This window comes from Sediminibacterium sp. GW821-FHT12F12 (assembly GCF_058806635.1).
Genome location: NZ_JBXAPW010000018.1, coordinates 1 through 18004, shown reverse-complemented (window position 1 = coordinate 18004; position 18004 = coordinate 1). Strand labels below are relative to the sequence as shown.

Here is an 18004-nt window from a genome sequence, read left to right as displayed (position 1 = left end):
TACATGAAACTGATCCGATTTGGTGAGGCCGGTAAAGAGAAACCCGGTGTGCATATTGCCGGAAAGAATTACGATGTGTCTGGTTTTATCAAAGACTATGACGAATTCTTTTTCGCTCATGGCGGTGTACTGCACCTGGGCTGGATGTTGTCCCAACACCAGACCATGCTGCCCCAAATACCTGCCGGAGCCCGCATCGGTTGTCCGGTGGCCCATCCTTCCAAAATTGTCTGTATCGGATTGAATTATGCCAAACACGCAAAGGAAACCAATGCGCCCATCCCGAAAGAGCCGATCCTGTTTATGAAATCTACCACAGCCATTACCGGACCTTATGATCCGGTAATGATCCCGAAAAATTCCGTGAAAACGGACTGGGAAGTGGAACTCGCTTTTGTGATCGGCAAAAAAGCGAGTTATGTAGAAGAGTCGGAAGCGATGGACTATGTAGCCGGTTACTGTTTGCATAATGATGTGAGTGAAAGGGAATTTCAACTGGAACGCGGTGGTACCTGGGACAAAGGAAAGGGTTGTGATACCTTTGCTCCCCTGGGTCCATGGCTGGTAACCAAAGATGAAATTGCCGATCCGCATGCGCTGCGTTTATGGCTGAAAGTGAACGATCAACTGATGCAGGATGGCAATACAGATGACCTGATCTTTAACATCCCGCAATTGGTTTCTTATCTTAGTCAGTTCATGACCTTATTACCCGGCGATATTATTTCCACCGGAACACCAGCAGGTGTAGGGCTCGGTTTTAATCCACCTGTATACCTCAAACCCGGCGATGTGATGGAACTCGGTATTGATGGATTGGGTACTTCCCGCCAAAAAGTAATTGCCTATGCCCGTCATTGATGCACACCAGCATTTCTGGTTATATCATCCGGAAAAACATAGCTGGATCAATGAAGACATGGCTGCTATCAGAAGAGATTTTTGCCCGGCCGATCTGCAGCCTGTTTTACAACAACAGCAGATAGACGGTTGTATTGCCGTACAGGCAGACCAGACAGAAGCTGAAACGGATTGGTTGATCTCATTGGCAGTGAACGCTGCTTTTATCAAAGGGGTAGTGGGTTGGGTTGATCTTCGTTCAGCTGATATTCGCGAACGATTAGCGCATTATCGGCAGTTTCCCATTGTGAAAGGGTTTCGCCATATTCTGCAGGGCGAAGAGCCGGCTTTTATGCTGCAGCCTGAGTTTCTGCGGGGCATCAAAGCTTTGCAGGAATTTGGATTTACCTATGATGTGCTTATCTATCCCAGGCATTTTTCTGCCGCTTTAGAGTTGGTGAAACAATTTCCGGAGCAGGCATTTGTGATCGATCATCTCGCCAAACCGGATATTAAAAACAGAGAGCTGGCTGAATGGAAAAAGGGAATTGAATTACTGGCTCTTTATCCGAATGTATATTGCAAAGTGAGTGGAATGGTAACCGAAGCCGACTGGTATCAGTGGCAGCCTTCAGATCTCTTTCCTTATCTTGATATCGTAACGAATGCTTTTGGGATGAATCGATTATTATACGGATCAGACTGGCCGGTATGTCTCGTAGCGGCTTCCTACGAAAGAATGATGGCACCGGTAAAAGAATATTATAGTAACTTTTCTGCTACCGAACAGGCTGCGCTATTTGGGCAGAATGCGGCGGTATTTTATCATGTTTAATCTGAACAGATGAACCTGCAATTACAGAACAAAGTGATCCTGGTAACCGGTGGTGCCCGTGGTATTGGCGAAGGCATTGTACGCGTATTGGCCAAAGAAGGAGCCATACCCGTGATCATCGGAAGAAATGAAAAAGATAATCAGCAACTGGTCAATGAAATATTAGCAGCCGGTGAACAGGCGGCTCAGATCGTAGCAGAATTGGCCGATCCGGCAGCGGCAGAAAATGCGGTGCGTGCCGCCATACTGCAGTTTGGCCGCATTGATGGACTGGTGAACAATGCGGGTGTAAATGATGGGGTAGGACTGGAACATGGCAATTACGAGCGTTTTATGGAAAGCCTTCATAAAAATGTAGTGCACTATTACCTTATAGCGCACACGGCTTTACCGGAACTGATCAAAACCAAAGGGGCTATTGTTAATATCACTTCCAAAACAGCCGAAACAGGGCAGGGTAACACTTCGGCATATGCCGCAGCTAATGGCGGAAGAAATGCCCTTACCCGCGAGTGGGCCGTGGAGCTGCTCAAATATGGCATCCGTGTAAATGCAGTGGTAGTGGCCGAATGCTGGACACCTGCTTATGAAACCTGGATCAAAACACTGGAAGCACCGGAAGAAAAATTAGCAGAGATCAATACAAAGATCCCGCTTGGAAACCGCATGACCACCGCCGAAGAGATCGCGAACATGGTGGCATTTTTATTATCACCCTGTTCCAGTCATACCACCGGCCAACTGATTCATGTAGATGGTGGTTATGTGCATCTCGACAGGGCATTAGCCAACGCGTAATCGCCTCTGTGTAATTCCGGATCTCTGTTTCTCTGTGTTAAAAAAACAATAATGTGAGTCTGGAAATTCTATGACATGAAAACACTCATCTGCACCACACCCGGACAATTTACTTACGCGGATACACCTGTGCCGGAAAGAAAACAGGGAGAGACTTTGCTCCGCATCCGCCGGGTGGGTATTTGTGGTACAGACCTGCATGCGTATGAAGGCACACAGCCTTTTTTTCAGTATCCCCGTATCCTTGGGCATGAGCTGGCGGCAGAAATTGTAGCAACAGATGAACCCGGTTTTACGGCAGGGGAATCTGTAACTATCATTCCCTATTTTCACTGCGGTAACTGTGTGGCTTGCCGGACGGGTAAAACCAATTGCTGCACACAACTTAAGGTTTGCGGCGTGCATGTAGATGGCGGCATGCGGGAATACCTGCTGGTACCTTCTTATTCGCTCGTGAAAAGCCGGGGTTTGGGTTTGGATGAGCTGGCCCTGGTAGAACCGTTGGCCATTGGTGCACACGGCATACGCAGAGCACAGGTAATACCCGGAGAGTGGGTAGCGGTAATAGGGGCTGGTCCTATTGGTTTGGGAGTGATGGAGTTTGCCCGCATAAACGGCGCCAACGTAATAGCGGTAGATGTACAGGAGAACCGGCTACAGTTTTGTAAAGAGCGATTACAGATTCCGTTTACGATAAATGCGGCGAAAGAAAATGTATCCGCGCAACTGGCGCAGCTCACCAACGGCGATATGCCAACAGTGGTGATAGATGCTACGGGTAACCTGTCGGCCATCAATGAGTCGTTCCGGTATCTGGCGCATGGGGGCAGGTATGTATTGGTGGGATTGCAGAAAGGTGAGATACGCTTTTCTCACCCCGGGTTTCATCAACGCGAAGCTACTTTGATGAGCAGCCGTAATGCTACCCGCGAAGATTTTGATAGGGTGATAGACGCTTTACTGAATGGGCAGGTGCTGCCGCTTACCTATATCACACACCGCGTTTTGTTTGAGGAAGTGCAGGAGGCATTCCCGGGTTGGCTGCTTCCGGCAAACCAGGTGATCAAAGCCATGGTAACTATCTGATTTTTTTGATAGTTATTGACTGGCCTTTCCTGAAATGTATATTTTTTGAAGAGGTATTACAACGGTCTTACCTGTATATTCCGGTAATGTACAATGCTTCCCGGATCATGTCCCTGTAATGCAAACGTACCACTGGACAAACGTCTGAGAGGACGTTTCACATCATCAGGCTCCGTATACTCCACCACCGTTTTATCATTGATGCGGATCGTAATTTTTTTTCCTTCCACCCGGATATATTCCGTGTACCATTCATAATCCTTCACATACACTTCTTTTACATCGTTGATACCGTAGAGACTACCGGTACGCCGCCAGTCGGTATGCGAGTTGTTTACCTGCACTTCATAACCTTTATCGGGCCAGCCCCTTTCCTGGAAAGCGGTATGAAAATAAATACCGGAATTGGCACCGGGATATGTCATCACTTCTACCTTGAATTCAAAATTGGTGAAATCATGGTTCAGTATATCGCCATCATAAAACAAGTGGGCCGTTTTACCGTGTACGATGATCATGCCGCTGTCTACCGAAAAACTGGCCGCATTATTACCCACCCGCCAGTTGGCGAGCGATTTACCATCGAACAAAGAATACCATTGCTGGCCCCTGGATTCGCGGAGTTCTGCGCAGGAAAAAACGACCAGCAAGAGCAGACCTGTGGGGAAATATTTTCTCATGTAGTGATGTTTTCAGGAGTTGATCCCCTGAAGCTACCCAATTATTGTAAAATAACATAGCGGAATTCTTAGTTTGTCCATTCCCCCGCATTGGCTATTATTGCAACAGAAATTCAGTAACGATGAGTGAAATCAAGATCGTGGTAGTAGACTCGGGATCGGTCTACATAGAAAAATTGAATAAACGTTTATACCAGGAGGTAGAATGTGCTCACTATTATCACGAAGTGATTCAGTTACCCAATGGTAAACAACGCTCACTGCATCTGTTCCGCGAAATCCAGAATCCCAGTTTCCTGCCCATTCTGTTGCGCAGTTATGAAACACTGGAAGGTACCAGCATGTATTCTGGCAGGGTAGTGGCCATCAAAAAATATTTTGTACACGGCCCCGCCGGACCCGAAGGCAGGCTGAAAATACAGGCCGACAATAAACACCTCTACGATATCACTGCCGATGCCCTGGAACAACTGGGTATGTAACCTTACGCTTTTACTGTAGCAGCAAGCCGCTTGTGATAAGTGACATACGATACCCCTAAAACAGCCAGTACCCCTATGGGAAATAAAGTGAGTCCGCTAAAACCATCGGTGGCCCAATGCGAAACAAAGGCTGAGATAAAAGTGAAACTTAATCCGGCATAGGCCCACTCTTTTAATCGTGGCGTAAAAAACGGCAGTAGCAGCACCAATGTACCAGACACTTTATATACGGTCAGCATCACCCGGAAATAATCCGGATAACCCAGGTGCCGGATTCCGTCAATCGCCATTTGTGTATGTGAGGTAAGCGCCGGCATCAGGCCCTCAAACAAAAAGATCAGAATAGTGCTGATCCAGTAAGCAAGATTGGTTGATTTCATGGTAGGGTTAAGGTTTAGGTGAGTAATGGAGTACCACAATACCACAGGCAAAGGGGAATGTTTCCTGTAATACCAAATTGGTTTGCCCGGTAAAGATCCGCATGCCGTTACCGATGGCAGTAGGGTTCACAAACAGATAGAGGTCATCGATCAGCTGTTCTGCTATCAATGCCCCGGCCAGCGAAGCACCACCATAGGTGATGATATCTTTTTTGCCTTCGAGATTTTTCAATTTACTGATCTCTTCTTTTAATGCTCCTTTGGCCAGTTGTGTATTGTTCCATGGATTATTTTCGATCGTTTTGGTAAATACTACTTTGGGTGTATCTACCATCTTCCGGGCAAAAATATCATTGGTTTCAGGTTTTTCCAAGGCAGCTGTCCAGTGCGGAATAAAACCCATGGCCAGGTTTTTACCCATCACAATCGTATCTACGGGCTCCGTAAGCTGCTGTACAAAATCTTTGAGGCCGTCGTCCCAATTCCATTGCATCCAGTCCATTTCGCTTTGTAGACCCGCTACATATCCGTCGATGCTTACCTGCATCTGTAATTTCAGTTTTCGCATTTGTCAGTAGATTGATCTTGTGTTTGATGGAAATGTAATAACCAATGATTCCCGAATTTATCGGTTAATCCGCCAAATAAGGCACCCCAGAAAGTATTTTCTATCGGGTGCGTAGCTTTTCCTCCCAATGCCAGGCGTTCATAACTGTTACGGATCTCGGCTTCGCTGCTGCAGTTCAGGCAGAGCGAAACAGCATTGCCCCGGATCAGTCCCTGCTCGCTTACCATGTCGGAACCCATTAAAACCCAGCCATCTTTTACCAGCGATGCGTGCAGGATGCAGGCTTTCATTTTAGCCGGCATTTTCTCCGACAGCGGACTCTCGCCAACGGTCTGCAAAGCCAGTTCGCCGCCCAGTGCCTGCTGATAAAAACGCATGGCTTCCAGGCAGTTACCATTAAAGCTGAGGTAGGAACGTATTTCTGTCATGGTGCTTTAGTCGACCCTCATCTTTCTGGCAGAAGGCCTGTTGCAAAGCTGTTACTAGTTTCCCGTTTTGGCAAGGTGCAAAACAGACAATTAGAAGGGTTGATTACGACAGGGCTTTTGGCTACATTTATCCCATGAAAAAAGTGTCCATCCTGGTACCCGAAACGGCGATCATTGAAGCAGTGGCCGATCCCTGTTATATGTTCAAAGCAGTGAACCAGTTTTTACAGGCATCCGGTAAAGAACCATTGTTTCGAGTGGAGCTGGTGGGCTTGTCCCGCGAAGTAAAACTGGATAACAGTCTGTTTTCTGTACATACGGATAAATTGATTGGTGAAGTGGATCAGACTGATCTGATCTTTATTCCTGCCATCAGTGGCGATATATCTACGGCCATTGATCTCAACAAAGAAATGATTCCCTGGCTGGTGGCGCAGCACAGGGCGGGGGCCGAATTAGCTTCTTTATGCATCGGTGCCTTTCTGCTGGCCGCTACCGGTTTACTGGATGGAAAAAAATGTTCTACACACTGGAACGCGGCAAACGAATTCCGCAATATGTTTCCATTGGTAGAATTGGTGGATGGAAGTATTATTACCGAAGAACAGGGCATTTATTCCAGCGGGGGAGCCAATTCTTATTGGCGTTTGTTATTGTACCTGGTAGAAAAATATACTGACCGCGATACGGCCATTCTTGCTTCCAAATTTTTTGCGGTGGATATTGACCGCGAAAGCCAGTCGGCATTTATGATGTTCCGCGGGCAGAAAGATCATGCCGATACAGATATACTGCAGGCACAGCTTTTTATTGAAGACAATTTTCAGGAAAAAATTTCAGTGGATGAACTGGCGAACCGTTACACCATGGGCAGGCGTAGTTTTGAACGCCGGTTTAAAAAAGCTACGAATAATACGGTGGTGGAATATATGCAGCGGATCAAGATTGAAGCGGCCAAACGGAGTTTTGAAAGCAGCCGGAAGAATATCAATGAAGTGATGTACGATGTAGGTTACACGGATACCAAGGCCTTCAGAACCGTCTTTAAAAAAATAACCGGATTAACGCCCATTGAATACCGCAACAAATACAATAAACAGCCATCATTGAATTAATACCGGAAGCAGAATTTAGCGGGAAGGACCTCTATATGTAGTTCCTGTGCCGTGTACAGATCACCGTCTGCCTGGATATCCATAACTTTTTCGCATTGGATAGTGAACTTTTCTCCCTGCCGGTGTACAACAAAAGGCAGGTGCAGGTGTTTTCCTTTTTTGATGATGGGCAGATAACGCAGTCGTTGCAGCAGCGGTTGTTGGGTACATAATACCAGATCCAGTTTACCATCAGTGATGGAGGCAGTTGGCGCGATAAAAAAACCGCCGCCGGCACGGGAGGAATTGACGGCCATTACGAGCAAAAAACGATCATCCCAGATTTCGGTACCATTACTGATCCGGAACCTTTGCTCGCGGAAAGTGAATATTTTTCCGATCACTGCCAGCAGATAACCGATATGTCCACCCAGTAGCCTGATGGCCCGCATCGAACGGATGATCTCTCCATCAAAACCCACTCCCAGGCAGTTGATGAAAAGCGTTTGGTTGAATTTACCGGCGTCTATGTAGCGGGGTTCTGCGTGTAACACCTTTTCCAGTTGTTCGGAGGCCGACAGATCGCCATATAATTTCCAGGCAAAGTCATTACCGGTTCCGCCTTTGAATAGAGAGAGGGGCAGTGTACAATCCGGATAGCGGTTGATAAAATAGTGAATAGTGCCATCGCCGCCAATCAGCCATATATCGGAGAAGCCATCAAAATGAGCGGGCCAGTTTTCTTTGAAATGCGTAGATGGGATATTTCTTTGCGCCAGTTCCTTCAATAACCAACTGGCCAGTTTGGCCGGCGCGCCATTACCGGCGAAGGGGTTCTCTAATATGGCAACAGCAGTAACGGGCAATGGGCAATCACTTGTGTGCAACAAGTTACTGAAAATAGTATACTGTTGGGTATCTGCCGAGCTTTTGTGACTGGGTATGAAATAATCTCACACTAAGGCGCAAAGGAACGGTAAGGAGGGAGTACAAAACCTGCTGCTCAGATCTTATCTCTTTTTCTATCCTGTTCCGTATGTGTTTCTGTAACCGAATCGGATTCTCCCGGGTGGATATTTTCTTTATCTTTTCTGTTCTGCCGGATCAGGAAGATGATCAATGCCAATACCACTATCGCGGTAAGCGAAATCACCAGTATTTGATTCTGTTCCATAGAAAGGGTTTTGTCTGCTCTTTAAAGCTACTTAATCACAGACCGGTCTTATGTTAAATTTCTATGAATTCATCCGGTGTTCATCACGGACACTCTGCCTGATTTCCTGTAATTTCCGGTTTTTAAATCATCTCTTATGAAACTGATCTGTTTCTTTGTCCTGCTTTGTTCCTTCTATACGCTTAGCGCACAAACCCATCCGCCGTATTGGGATGATGTGCAGGCTATCAGGCGATATGATAAGATCTATGCCCCGCCCGCCAGTCCGATCCTCTTTACCGGCAGTTCGTCCATCCGTTTGTGGAATAACCTGTCCGAACAGTTCCGTGGGTACACGGTACTGAACCGGGGTATTGGCGGCGCAGTAATAGCTGATATCGACAGGTATGTAGAAGACCTGATCCTTCCTTATAAACCCAAACAGGTTATATTATACATTGGCGAGAACGATATTATTTCGGCACCCAATGGTGATTCTGTGTTCACTGCTTTCCGGAAACTCTTTCTGCATATCCGTTCCGTATTACCGGAACTGCCGCTGGCCTATATCTCTATCAAACCCAGTCCTTCGAGAGAGCAGTTTCTTCCCATTGCCATCCGTGCCAATCAACTCATTAAAGCGTTCCTGTCTGAACAGCCCCGCGCCGGTTTTATCGATATTTATCCGCTGATGCTGGATAAACAAGGACAGTTCCGCCGTGAACTTTTTCGCCAGGATATGCTGCACATGTTGCCGGAAGGGTACCGCATCTGGTACAAACGGGTAAAACCATTTTTGGTGAAATATTGATGGGATAAGTAACATATGTTACACTATCTCTCACTATTGGGTAGGAACTTTACGTAACAAACCTACCAACATGAAAATCCTCGTTATCGGAGGTAATTTTGCCGGCTTTACCGCAGCCGTCCTCCTCAAAAATAAACTCAAAGACAAAGCAGAAGTAACCCTGGTTGACAGGAACGAAAAATTCCTGTTTATTCCTTCTCTGATCTGGGTGCCTTTTAAAAGAAGGGAAGTGAGCGAGATCAGTGTAGATAGAAGAAGTGTATTGGAGAAAAAAGGGGTGCAATTTATCCAGACGGTAGCCCTGCGGGTTGATCCTGACGAAAAGATCGTATATACAGAAAAAGGCGAAATGCCTTATGATGAGCTGGTGATTGCTACCGGACCTAAAGTGAATTTTGATGTAGCCCCTGGCATCCGTGAATTTGCCACTTATATAGGCACCCCGGCCGGCGCCATGGATGCGCGCGCCAAACTGGAAGAATTTAAAAAAGACCCAGGCGCCATCGTGATAGGTGCTACCCAGGATGCAGGTTGTATGGGCGCCGCTTATGAATTCCTGTTTAACATGGAGAAATGGCTGCGCGAGCAGAATATCCGTAAAAAAGTTGACCTGTACTGGGTTACGCCCGAAACCTACCTGGGCCATTTTGGAATAGATGGCATGCCTTTGGGCGAGTCTATGCTGAAGGGTTTTATGAAAATGTTCCATATTCATTACCGTACCAATGTGGGCATCCGGGAAGTGACCAAAGAAGGGGTGATGCTTTCTACCGGCGAATTCATTGAAAGTAAATTCAAGATGCTGATGCCACCCTTCCGCGGGGTGGATTTTATCACCAACTCTCCTAAACTGGAAGCCATGCCCAATGGCTTTGTGGATGTGTTACCGAGCTATCGCCACCGCAAATATCCCAATGTATGGGTGGCCGGATTGGCCGTGCAGGTAACAACACCATTCGAGAAAGGTACCGTTCCATTTGCCGTACCTAAAACCGGGTATCCGAGCGATGAAACCGGTAAAATAGTAGCAGAAAATATTGTACGCACGATCAAAGGCGAAACCCAACTGAAAGAAAAAACCTGGGGCGAGATTCCCGGTGTGTGTATCATGGATGCAGGTAAAAAAGAAGTCATTATTCTCTCAAATCATTTGTTTAAGCCACGTAGTATTGCCATTATGCTGCCCAATGTTATCTGGGACTTTGGCAAGGTATTATTGGAAAAATATTTTTTATGGAAACTCCGGAACGGGTATGCACAATTACCCTGACCGAATCATCGTAAGTGGTAGGTGTAGGTTTGGCCCACCCCTGGTTAGGGTGGGCTTTTTGTTGACCGATAAAATAGTTTTTCGGTAAAAGTGTTCAACGTAAAATCGCTTTTTCTCTGCTAACCGGCAGGTTTGTCTTGGGGATTGCATATTGACAATAGCTTGCTGAGATACCATCATCCATCAACGAGCTGGCAGATTTACGAAGGCCACAAACTAGTTGTCCGAAAGCGTTACTGTATTGAAAGCGCAAAGAACAACTGATTGATAATATCCAGTATTCTGGCAGTATGCAGGCACCCCGATATAACCCAACTGAATTGTAAGTATGGAACCACATGTACATTCCCATCATGGAGAAAAAAGAAACTGGAAAAGTTTAGTGCAGGAATTCCTGATGTTATTCCTGGCTGTTTTCTGTGGATTTCTCGCTGAATATTACCTGGAGCACAGGATTGAAAATGAGCGCGAGGAAAAATACATGTCCAGCCTGGTGAGTGATCTGAAAGCAGATACGGCCATGATCCGGCGAACTATCCAGATTGGCCAAACGGTTAGTTCCGGACTGGACTCGCTGCAGGGAAACCTCTATCATTTTGTTGATACCAGAGAGACTGTTCAAAACATATATCGCCAGAACTTTTCTTATTTAAAATGGATTTTGCCCGATTTTAATGACCGCACAGCTTCGCAGTTGAAATATTCGGGTAATTTCAGGCTGATCCATAACAGCCATGTATCTGATCTGCTGGCCAACTACTGGATCGAGATCGCCAAGATCTCGAGAAATGCAGAACTGTTTATTGAAAAATCGGCATTGGCGCAGGAGTCGGGAAACCTGATTTTTAATAAACAATACACATCTTTCCCCGAAAATGCAGACGGGTCTTACAACATGAATTATATACAGGTTAGCCCCAATGCGAAACTGATGAGCACCGATAAGAATACACTGATAGCTTATGCCAACCGGATTGGCCGCATGACGGATATTACAGAACATTACCTGATCCCCCTCTTGCGTAACCAGCTTACCAAAGCCAATGAACTCATTAAAATAATAGAGGAAGAATACCCGGTTAAATAGCTTCCGGATTTACGTAAATGCGTCTTTGCGCCTTGGCGAGCAATTTTCTCGCAAAGGCGCAGTTTCTTGGTTATTGTGTGATATCAGTTTCTATTCTTTCGCTCTCATTGCCTAAGCGGTCAACCGCCGTAACGGCGATCTTCACCAGAAGGGCGTCTTTATTGGCCCTGTCTTTGATCGAGGTTGGGATAGTGGCCAACCGCTCATGACGGTTCAGCACCTGGTAGGTCCAGTTATTACCGTATTGTTTGTATACCACCCAGCGGAATACCTTGTCTGCCTGTGGATGGGTAAAGCTGACCTGTATGCTGTCTGTAATCTTCGAAAGCTGCACCACAGGTGTTTCAGGTAATTTGTTGCCGAGCCAGGGACTGGCGGGTACCAGTGCGTCTTTTTTATACGGGCCTTCCAGTAAAGCTTTGGAGAGGTTGGTACTGCGGATCACCGATGACAAACTCCAGTGTACGGCACCTGCACTATTGGGTGTCATACCCCTGGTGATCATGATCTGGCTCAGGGTTTCATTGGCACCTTTTACACTGGTATCGCCCACATTCATACCCGGCCAGAGATGGCGCTTTTTGGTATTCTCGTTCTCCCACCAGCCCAGCAATATCGGGAAACTCAGGGGAATGCGGTTGATGGGCCAGTAAAGTTGCGGCGTAAAATAATCTACCCATCCCTTGTTCAGCCATAGTTTGGCATCGGCATAGAGGGTATTGTATTGATCAAACCCTTCTACAATGGAAGGATAACCCGGGCGCCAGGTACCGAAAGGACTGATCCCGAATTTCACATACTTCTTGGTTGATTTGATTTCCTTGTACAAACGTTTGATCAGCGTATTCACAGCAGCCCGGCGCCAGTCGCCGCGCGAGAGGGTACCACCTTTCTGCTGGTAGGCTGCCCAGCTCTCGTTGTCGGGAAAATCTTCACCGCCGTTGTATTCGGGGTAAGGATAAAAATAATCATCGAGGTGTACACCATCAATATCGTACCGCTTTACAATATCGCGAACCACTGCGGCAGTTTTATCCTGTGTTTCTTTTTTGGCGGGATCCATCCAGTAATAATTCTGTTTCAGTTTTACTACCAGTTCAGGATTGGTTTTTACGATCGATTGCTCACTGATATTTTTACTGGTAGGATGGTAGGCACGATACGGATTTAACCACACATGCATTTCCAGTCCACGATCATGTGCGGCTTCCGTCCAGAACTGCAGCGGATCGTAATACGGATCCGGTGCTTTGCCCTGTTCTCCGGTAAGGTAGTATGACCAGGGTTCCAGTTTACTGTCATACAACGCATCTGCCATGGGGCGTACCTGGAAGATGACAGCATTAAAGTGGTGCGCTTTTAAAAAATCGAGTTGTGCAATCGCTTCTTTCTGCTGCTCTGCCGTACTGAGACCGGGTTTGCTGGGCCAGTTAATATTGGCCACCGTGGCCACCCAGGCAGCACGGAATTCTTTTTCTACCATTGGCGGACGAACAACAGTTTGTGCATGTAGGGTAAACGGAGAAAAGAGAACAGAAAGTAAACAGTGAAACAGAAGAATTATTTTTTTCATAATCAGTAATTGAGGGTGACTAAAGTACTTAAACCCTGTCATCTAACGAAAAATACCCCTTGCATTAGGGGTATTTCATTAAAATCGAATTAAATAACAACACATGTATATCCATTAAGCCAAACGGGGCGTTATTATGCACCAAATTAATTGATACCAATTCTCAGATCTGTATGATGCCCCATAGTAATATCAGTTTCCGTATTTTAATTTCTGTGTGTTTGTTTTTGCTGCTTTCCTGCAGCAAACAGGCTGTAACCAATCCAGATCCGCTGGCTAAGAATATTATCGCATTAACCGGTAGTGAGGGAGCCTATTCCAGGTGGAGGCTGCATAAAATCAGCATGAACCGGGTGGAACAACCACAGAATACTATTAACAAAGAATATTACAAAGCCTATCTGTTGAACGGAAATTTTGAAGACGGAGATGGATTAAGGGGTAAATGGAAGATGGTAACAGCAGATTCTTTACGCGAAGTGGTAACCAATACCATGACAGGAGCCTACGCCATTCAGACATACCAGATAACCAATCTTACCCGCACAGAACTTAGTCTTAGGTATCTTGTCAATGCTAAGGAAGTGAGTATTTCGTTTACGGCAGAAAAATAAGCAGCTATTATCTCAGGGGACAGTTATTTTTTTAACAACCCAAGCAGCAAAGCTCCCATCAATGACCCATATAAAGTACTGTTTACCGGTTTGGAAGTGATCATACAGGTGCCGGAGCTGCAACCGATCTGTTGCCAGTACAGATAACCGGCTATCGCGCCGAGTAAAGAACCGATAAGGTATAGTTTATTGGAAAGCATCCATTTTTTCATAGCGAACAGTAATCATTGGTAAAGAAAAGAAATGTTTCTGAAAGGCAGGCTTCGGCTCTATCTGGTAACCAGTTTCTGAAAAGTACAGGATAGATAAGTTTTTGCTTTATCCAGAAAGGTATTATGCCCTTTTTCGGGGTATCCCAATGCGGCCAGCCTGTCGGCAATGGCTTCTCTGCTAACGGCAATGGCGCTTACAGATACCTGTTGTGTTTTAACATCTGCCTCTACAGAAACCACACCTTCCATCCGTAAGAGGTTTTCGCGGATATTCGTAACACAGCCCATGCATTTGATGTTTTCTGCCCGAAGTTGATAAGTGGTCATTTTGCTTTTTTTCAAAGGTACCTTACCATGGCGATCCGTTCTGTAACATAGGTTACAAAGAAGGGTAGTGGGTAAGCTGTTTTTGCCGGAATACTGGTATAAAGCAGTATAGTGGAGGTACTAAAAAAACATCCTCATTTTCTATAAATCGGCCTCTTTGGGTTAACTTGCCGGTAGTTATGTGGCCGTATTTATTAGTTTTTGTTGCTTCCATTCTGGTAGACCTCTTGCCTTTTATCGGGCCACCGGCCTGGACGGTTATGGTGCTTCTTCAGGTTCACTATGGACTCAATATCTGGTGGGTATTGGTGGCAGGAGTGATCGGCTCTACACTGGGCCGGTATACGCTCAGCAAGTATATGCCATGGTTATCCGACCGGTATATCAAAGCCGATAAAAATGCGGATCTGAAATTCATTGGTGATAAACTTTCCCGGAAAAGCTGGCAGATCCAGTTGTTTGTGTTGGTGTATACTTTAACACCGATGTCGTCTACTCCTATTTTTACTGCAGCGGGTATGGCCAGAATCCCTTCTATCAGAATCATTCCGGCTTTTTTTGTGGGCAAATTTGTAAGTGATATGGTGATGGTGATGGCCGGTGATTATGTGGTGCAGAATTCCAGATCCATTTTTGAAGGATTGCTTACCTGGCAGAGTATTCTTACCATTCTGCCCGGACTCTTAATCATTGCGGGCCCCTTGTTTATTGATTGGCGCGTATTACTGGAGGAAAAGAAATTCAGACTGAATTTTCATATCTGGAAATGAAGCATCATCCCCATGTAAAAATACATATCCTGCCTATTTTGGGCTTTTTTTGTGCCCCAAACAGGCTGCCTACACCTTGTTTGTAAGCCTGTAACTCTTTTTTCGCTTGATTATTATGCAGGACGAATTTATTTTCTATGTTTTTTTCACGGTTTTTACTCCGTGAAAAAGGCCGGCATCCTGTAGGGCATTTCATAGTGATCTGTAGTTTTTATCAGTGACTTTTTAGTCTAAAAAAGCCATTTATTGACGCATAAAAAGAGGATTTTACTACAATTTTCTGGTTTTGGTAACCATTGTAAATTTCCCGGATTTTTTCCTGAAAAGCAGCCATAGAGGGGATTTGATGTACTGCTAATTTCTGTTAGTTTTTGTTCAGAGTAGTTTGAATTCAGACAACTGTTGAATTAATTCTACGGCAGTAAGTAAGGGGAGGGTTGGCTGCACAGCGACCTGAAAAAAACGGTTCTCCAAATTTCACCGTAAGATGGAACGGTGAAATTTTTCAATACAATTTCCTGGGTATACTTGTATCGTTAAAATCCAATATCACAAACACGCCGTAGATAGTTGTACGGATTGTTTGTTGATATACGATCCGTATTCACAAACATATCCAAAGACTATGCTAAAAAACTACCCCCTGAGTTTTAGTAAGGCCGTTACGACCCTGCTAGTCACCCTTACACTCGCCGCCAGTTGTACCAAAGGGTATGATCCCGGAAATGTTTTTGTAGAAAAGAGTGCCCTGTTAACCGGCCAGCCTGGCGCGGTTAACTGGATACTCACCAACATCCGCGTAAACAATACGCTTGATTCCTCTGCCCGTGGCGCGCAAAAAGTGTATCGACCCGATGGCACTTTTGTGGATGATCTCGGATTTACCGGTTACTGGACCCTGCACTCCAGGGATTCGCTGATCGAAAGCACACGCTCCAGTGTGAATCCGAATGCACCTTATTTCACCAATCATTTTCACATCGACCGTTTGGATAAAGGAGGCTTACGCCTCACTTATACCGAAGGAGATAAAATAATCCGGTTCGAGTATGTCGCAAACAAGTAAACGTACGTTGGTTGTACTGTTTGCCTGTTTACTGCTGAATTCTCCCCTTGTTGCTCAGATAATGTCCAGTTTTCATTTTGGCTTTATCGGTTCAACCGGAGACACGTCTGTCAAACTCAGCGAACCGGTCATCATCCAGTACAGCAAATGTTTTGAAATCACCAATGGGGTGCCCAAGTTTCTTTCACCCAAATTCGGTCCTTTTGCGATCGCCTGTAACGAAGCGCCTCCCAAAATCGAATTGCAGGTGTATGCCTATCCCAATCCTGCGGTAAACCAGTTAACCATCCGTTCGTTGGTGAATTTTCCGGAAAGGGGACAGGTAAAATACAGTGTCATCATCACAGATCTGATGGGCAATCCGGTCCGGCAGGTCAGAACCGATATCGCGAGTCTGAACAAGGGATTTACGATACCGGTAACGGAACTTCCGCTGGGTTATTTTATCGTAACAGTATACGCAGATAAGGAAAAAGTACAGTCATTCAAGATTTTAAAAGCAGTATAAGATGAATAAAAGTTTACGCTGTGTTATTGTATGTTTATTGGGTAGTTTCTGGATAGGAAATTCTTCTTTTGGTCAGTTGATGCAGACACCCAGGGGAATTTTATTCCAGGCATCCATTACAGATGCCAAAGGTAATTCTGCTTCTAAGCGAACCGTGTATATCCAGGATGCCATTATTCAGAAAACACCTACCGGTCAGGTGGTGTATAGTGAAACTTTTCAGGTAACCGCTTCTGAGCAGGGATTGGTGACTATTGTGATAGGACAGGGAACGCGCATTGCGGGTGCTGCTTCCATCACAGACATCGATTGGTCGGCCGGTCCTTATTATTTCAGTGTAAAAGCCGCAGTGGCACCGGCATCACCGGCCATTGGCTGGGTTCCTTCCCTGAACTATGTAGAACTGGGCACTTCTCCTTTCTGGGCAGTGCCTTATGCCTTGTATGCCGCAAAAGCGGAGGGCATGGATAAGAAGCTGAATATTGCTGATACGGCGGCTATGCTGAAACCATATGCTGATAACAAGAATATTGTTTTCGGTTCCGGTATAAACGGACTGGTACCCGCACCGGGTAAGGCCCAGGGCCGGTATTTGAGCGATAACGGAAGCTGGCTGCCTTTTATTGATACGGTTTTGCTGAACAGAAAGATTGCTGCAAAACTTAGTGCTGTGGATACGGTTGTTATGTTACAGAACAGGTTAAAGAGTTCTGATACTACCTCCATGCTAAGCGGTTATGCAAAATTAGGCCAGTCAGTTAGATATGCAGATACGTTACCGATGTTAGCTAATCGGTTGAAGAGTTCTGATACCACTTCCATGCTCGGTGGTTATGCAAGAACCGGCAGGTCGGTTCAGTACGCTGATACTTTATCTATGCTGAGTGGTTATGCAAAATCGGGCCAATCAGTAAAATATGCTGATACATCTGCAATGTTAGCTAATCGGTTGAGGATTTCTGATACTACCTCGATGCTGGGTGGTTATGCAAGAAAGGGCAGATCGGTTCAATATGCTGATACTTCATCGATGCTGAATGGTTATGCAAAAACCGGGCAGTCAGTAAAATATGCAGATACATCATCCATGTTAGCCAATCGTTTGAAGAGTTCTGATACTACTTCGATGCTGGGTGGTTACGCAAGAACCGGCAGATCGGTTCAATACGCCGATACATCATCGATGCTGAACGGTTATGCAAAATCGGGGCAGTCGGTACAGTATGCAGACACATCTTCCATGTTATCCAATCGTTTGAAGAGTTCTGATACAACTACGATGTTAGGCGGTTATGCGAGAACCGGTAAATCGGTGCAATACGCCGATACATCATCGATGCTGAACGGTTATGCAAAATCGGGGCAGTCGGTACAGTATGCAGACACATCTTCCATGTTATCCAATCGTTTGAAGAGTTCTGA

At 45.7% G+C, this 18004-nt stretch carries 23 protein-coding genes; 14 read left to right on the top strand and 9 right to left on the bottom strand.

The window, feature by feature from the left end; translation table 11 throughout:
* The first annotated feature begins 3 nt into the window (after positions 1-3).
* From AC1RNB_RS17595 to AC1RNB_RS17580, 4 genes are all read left to right on the top strand, one after another.
* On the top strand, positions 4-861 hold the full coding sequence (locus AC1RNB_RS17595; protein ID WP_493084972.1) for a fumarylacetoacetate hydrolase family protein: 858 nt from the start codon (positions 4-6) through the stop codon (positions 859-861).
* A complete protein-coding gene (locus tag AC1RNB_RS17590) occupies positions 848-1675 on the top strand; it encodes an amidohydrolase family protein (RefSeq protein ID WP_493084970.1) in 828 nt (275 codons plus the stop codon). The genes AC1RNB_RS17595 and AC1RNB_RS17590 overlap by 14 nt, the downstream gene beginning before the upstream one ends.
* Before the next feature lie 9 nt (positions 1676-1684).
* A complete protein-coding gene (locus AC1RNB_RS17585; protein ID WP_493084969.1) occupies positions 1685-2473 on the top strand; it encodes an L-fucose dehydrogenase in 789 nt (262 codons plus the stop codon).
* A 75-nt stretch (positions 2474-2548) separates the two neighbouring features.
* Complete coding sequence (locus AC1RNB_RS17580; RefSeq protein ID WP_493084967.1) at positions 2549-3559, top strand: zinc-binding alcohol dehydrogenase family protein; 1011 nt, start codon at positions 2549-2551, stop codon at positions 3557-3559.
* 56 nt (positions 3560-3615) lie between these two features.
* On the opposite strand, the gene AC1RNB_RS17575 is transcribed toward AC1RNB_RS17580, so the two are convergent.
* Complete coding sequence (locus tag AC1RNB_RS17575) at positions 3616-4239, bottom strand: 3-keto-disaccharide hydrolase (RefSeq protein WP_493084966.1); 624 nt, start codon at positions 4237-4239, stop codon at positions 3616-3618.
* Between the two features lie 122 nt (positions 4240-4361).
* On the opposite strand from AC1RNB_RS17575, the gene AC1RNB_RS17570 reads away from it, so the two are divergent.
* Positions 4362-4721: a hypothetical protein gene (locus tag AC1RNB_RS17570; RefSeq protein WP_493084965.1), complete on the top strand. Its 360-nt coding sequence runs from the start codon at positions 4362-4364 to the stop codon at positions 4719-4721.
* A gap of 2 nt (positions 4722-4723) precedes the next feature.
* On the opposite strand, the gene AC1RNB_RS17565 is transcribed toward AC1RNB_RS17570, so the two are convergent.
* The 3 genes from AC1RNB_RS17565 to AC1RNB_RS17555 are packed head-to-tail and all read right to left on the bottom strand — an operon-like array spanning position 4724 to position 6097.
* Entirely contained in the window at positions 4724-5101 is a 378-nt protein-coding gene (locus AC1RNB_RS17565; RefSeq protein ID WP_493084964.1) for a DoxX family protein, read from the bottom strand.
* A gap of 7 nt (positions 5102-5108) precedes the next feature.
* On the bottom strand, positions 5109-5669 hold the full coding sequence (locus AC1RNB_RS17560) for a dihydrofolate reductase family protein (protein WP_493084962.1): 561 nt from the start codon (positions 5667-5669) through the stop codon (positions 5109-5111).
* The gene (locus AC1RNB_RS17555) at positions 5657-6097 is read right to left on the bottom strand and encodes a VOC family protein (protein WP_493084961.1); all 441 of its coding nucleotides are present in this window, start codon (positions 6095-6097) and stop codon (positions 5657-5659) included. Before AC1RNB_RS17555 ends, AC1RNB_RS17560 begins: the two co-directional genes overlap by 13 nt.
* A 134-nt stretch (positions 6098-6231) precedes the next feature.
* Between AC1RNB_RS17555 and AC1RNB_RS17550 the strand changes: the two genes are divergently transcribed.
* The gene (locus AC1RNB_RS17550) at positions 6232-7212 is read left to right on the top strand and encodes a GlxA family transcriptional regulator (RefSeq protein ID WP_493084959.1); all 981 of its coding nucleotides are present in this window, start codon (positions 6232-6234) and stop codon (positions 7210-7212) included.
* On the opposite strand, the gene AC1RNB_RS17545 is transcribed toward AC1RNB_RS17550, so the two are convergent.
* Positions 7209-8081 (bottom strand): diacylglycerol/lipid kinase family protein, encoded by an 873-nt coding sequence (locus AC1RNB_RS17545; protein WP_493084957.1) that lies wholly within the window; start codon positions 8079-8081, stop codon positions 7209-7211. The genes AC1RNB_RS17550 and AC1RNB_RS17545 overlap by 4 nt on opposite strands.
* A gap of 113 nt (positions 8082-8194) precedes the next feature.
* Complete coding sequence (locus tag AC1RNB_RS17540; protein WP_493084956.1) at positions 8195-8365, bottom strand: hypothetical protein; 171 nt, start codon at positions 8363-8365, stop codon at positions 8195-8197.
* Positions 8366-8501: 136 nt separating this feature from the next.
* Here AC1RNB_RS17540 and AC1RNB_RS17535 point away from each other — a divergent pair, with 136 nt between their 5' ends.
* From AC1RNB_RS17535 to AC1RNB_RS17525, 3 genes are all read left to right on the top strand, one after another.
* Positions 8502-9155 carry a GDSL-type esterase/lipase family protein gene (locus tag AC1RNB_RS17535; protein ID WP_493084954.1) on the top strand — a complete coding sequence of 218 codons (654 nt, stop codon included), beginning with the start codon at positions 8502-8504 and terminating at the stop codon, positions 9153-9155.
* Positions 9156-9225: 70 nt separating this feature from the next.
* Positions 9226-10425 carry an NAD(P)/FAD-dependent oxidoreductase gene (locus tag AC1RNB_RS17530; protein WP_493084952.1) on the top strand — a complete coding sequence of 400 codons (1200 nt, stop codon included), beginning with the start codon at positions 9226-9228 and terminating at the stop codon, positions 10423-10425.
* Positions 10426-10753: 328 nt separating this feature from the next.
* Positions 10754-11512: a hypothetical protein gene (locus tag AC1RNB_RS17525; RefSeq protein WP_493084950.1), complete on the top strand. Its 759-nt coding sequence runs from the start codon at positions 10754-10756 to the stop codon at positions 11510-11512.
* 70 nt (positions 11513-11582) lie between these two features.
* Here the strand turns inward: AC1RNB_RS17525 and AC1RNB_RS17520 are convergent, their stop codons facing one another.
* Positions 11583-13085 (bottom strand): glycoside hydrolase family 10-like protein, encoded by a 1503-nt coding sequence (locus tag AC1RNB_RS17520; protein WP_493084948.1) that lies wholly within the window; start codon positions 13083-13085, stop codon positions 11583-11585.
* A 173-nt stretch (positions 13086-13258) separates the two neighbouring features.
* Between AC1RNB_RS17520 and AC1RNB_RS17515 the strand changes: the two genes are divergently transcribed.
* On the top strand, positions 13259-13699 hold the full coding sequence (locus tag AC1RNB_RS17515; protein WP_493084946.1) for a hypothetical protein: 441 nt from the start codon (positions 13259-13261) through the stop codon (positions 13697-13699).
* Positions 13700-13722: 23 nt separating this feature from the next.
* Here the strand turns inward: AC1RNB_RS17515 and AC1RNB_RS17510 are convergent, their stop codons facing one another.
* Positions 13723-13911 carry a DUF6132 family protein gene (locus tag AC1RNB_RS17510; protein WP_493084944.1) on the bottom strand — a complete coding sequence of 63 codons (189 nt, stop codon included), beginning with the start codon at positions 13909-13911 and terminating at the stop codon, positions 13723-13725.
* A 57-nt stretch (positions 13912-13968) separates the two neighbouring features.
* On the bottom strand, positions 13969-14238 hold the full coding sequence (locus tag AC1RNB_RS17505; RefSeq protein WP_493084942.1) for a heavy-metal-associated domain-containing protein: 270 nt from the start codon (positions 14236-14238) through the stop codon (positions 13969-13971).
* Positions 14239-14417: 179 nt separating this feature from the next.
* On the opposite strand from AC1RNB_RS17505, the gene AC1RNB_RS17500 reads away from it, so the two are divergent.
* From AC1RNB_RS17500 to AC1RNB_RS17485, 4 genes are all read left to right on the top strand, one after another.
* Complete coding sequence (locus AC1RNB_RS17500; RefSeq protein WP_493084941.1) at positions 14418-15008, top strand: hypothetical protein; 591 nt, start codon at positions 14418-14420, stop codon at positions 15006-15008.
* Between the two features lie 625 nt (positions 15009-15633).
* Complete coding sequence (locus tag AC1RNB_RS17495) at positions 15634-16074, top strand: hypothetical protein (RefSeq protein WP_493084939.1); 441 nt, start codon at positions 15634-15636, stop codon at positions 16072-16074.
* Complete coding sequence (locus AC1RNB_RS17490; RefSeq protein WP_493084938.1) at positions 16058-16582, top strand: T9SS type A sorting domain-containing protein; 525 nt, start codon at positions 16058-16060, stop codon at positions 16580-16582. Before AC1RNB_RS17495 ends, AC1RNB_RS17490 begins: the two co-directional genes overlap by 17 nt.
* A gap of 1 nt (position 16583) precedes the next feature.
* Positions 16584-18004: hypothetical protein (locus tag AC1RNB_RS17485; protein WP_493084936.1), on the top strand; the 1421-nt coding region annotated here is incomplete at its 3' end.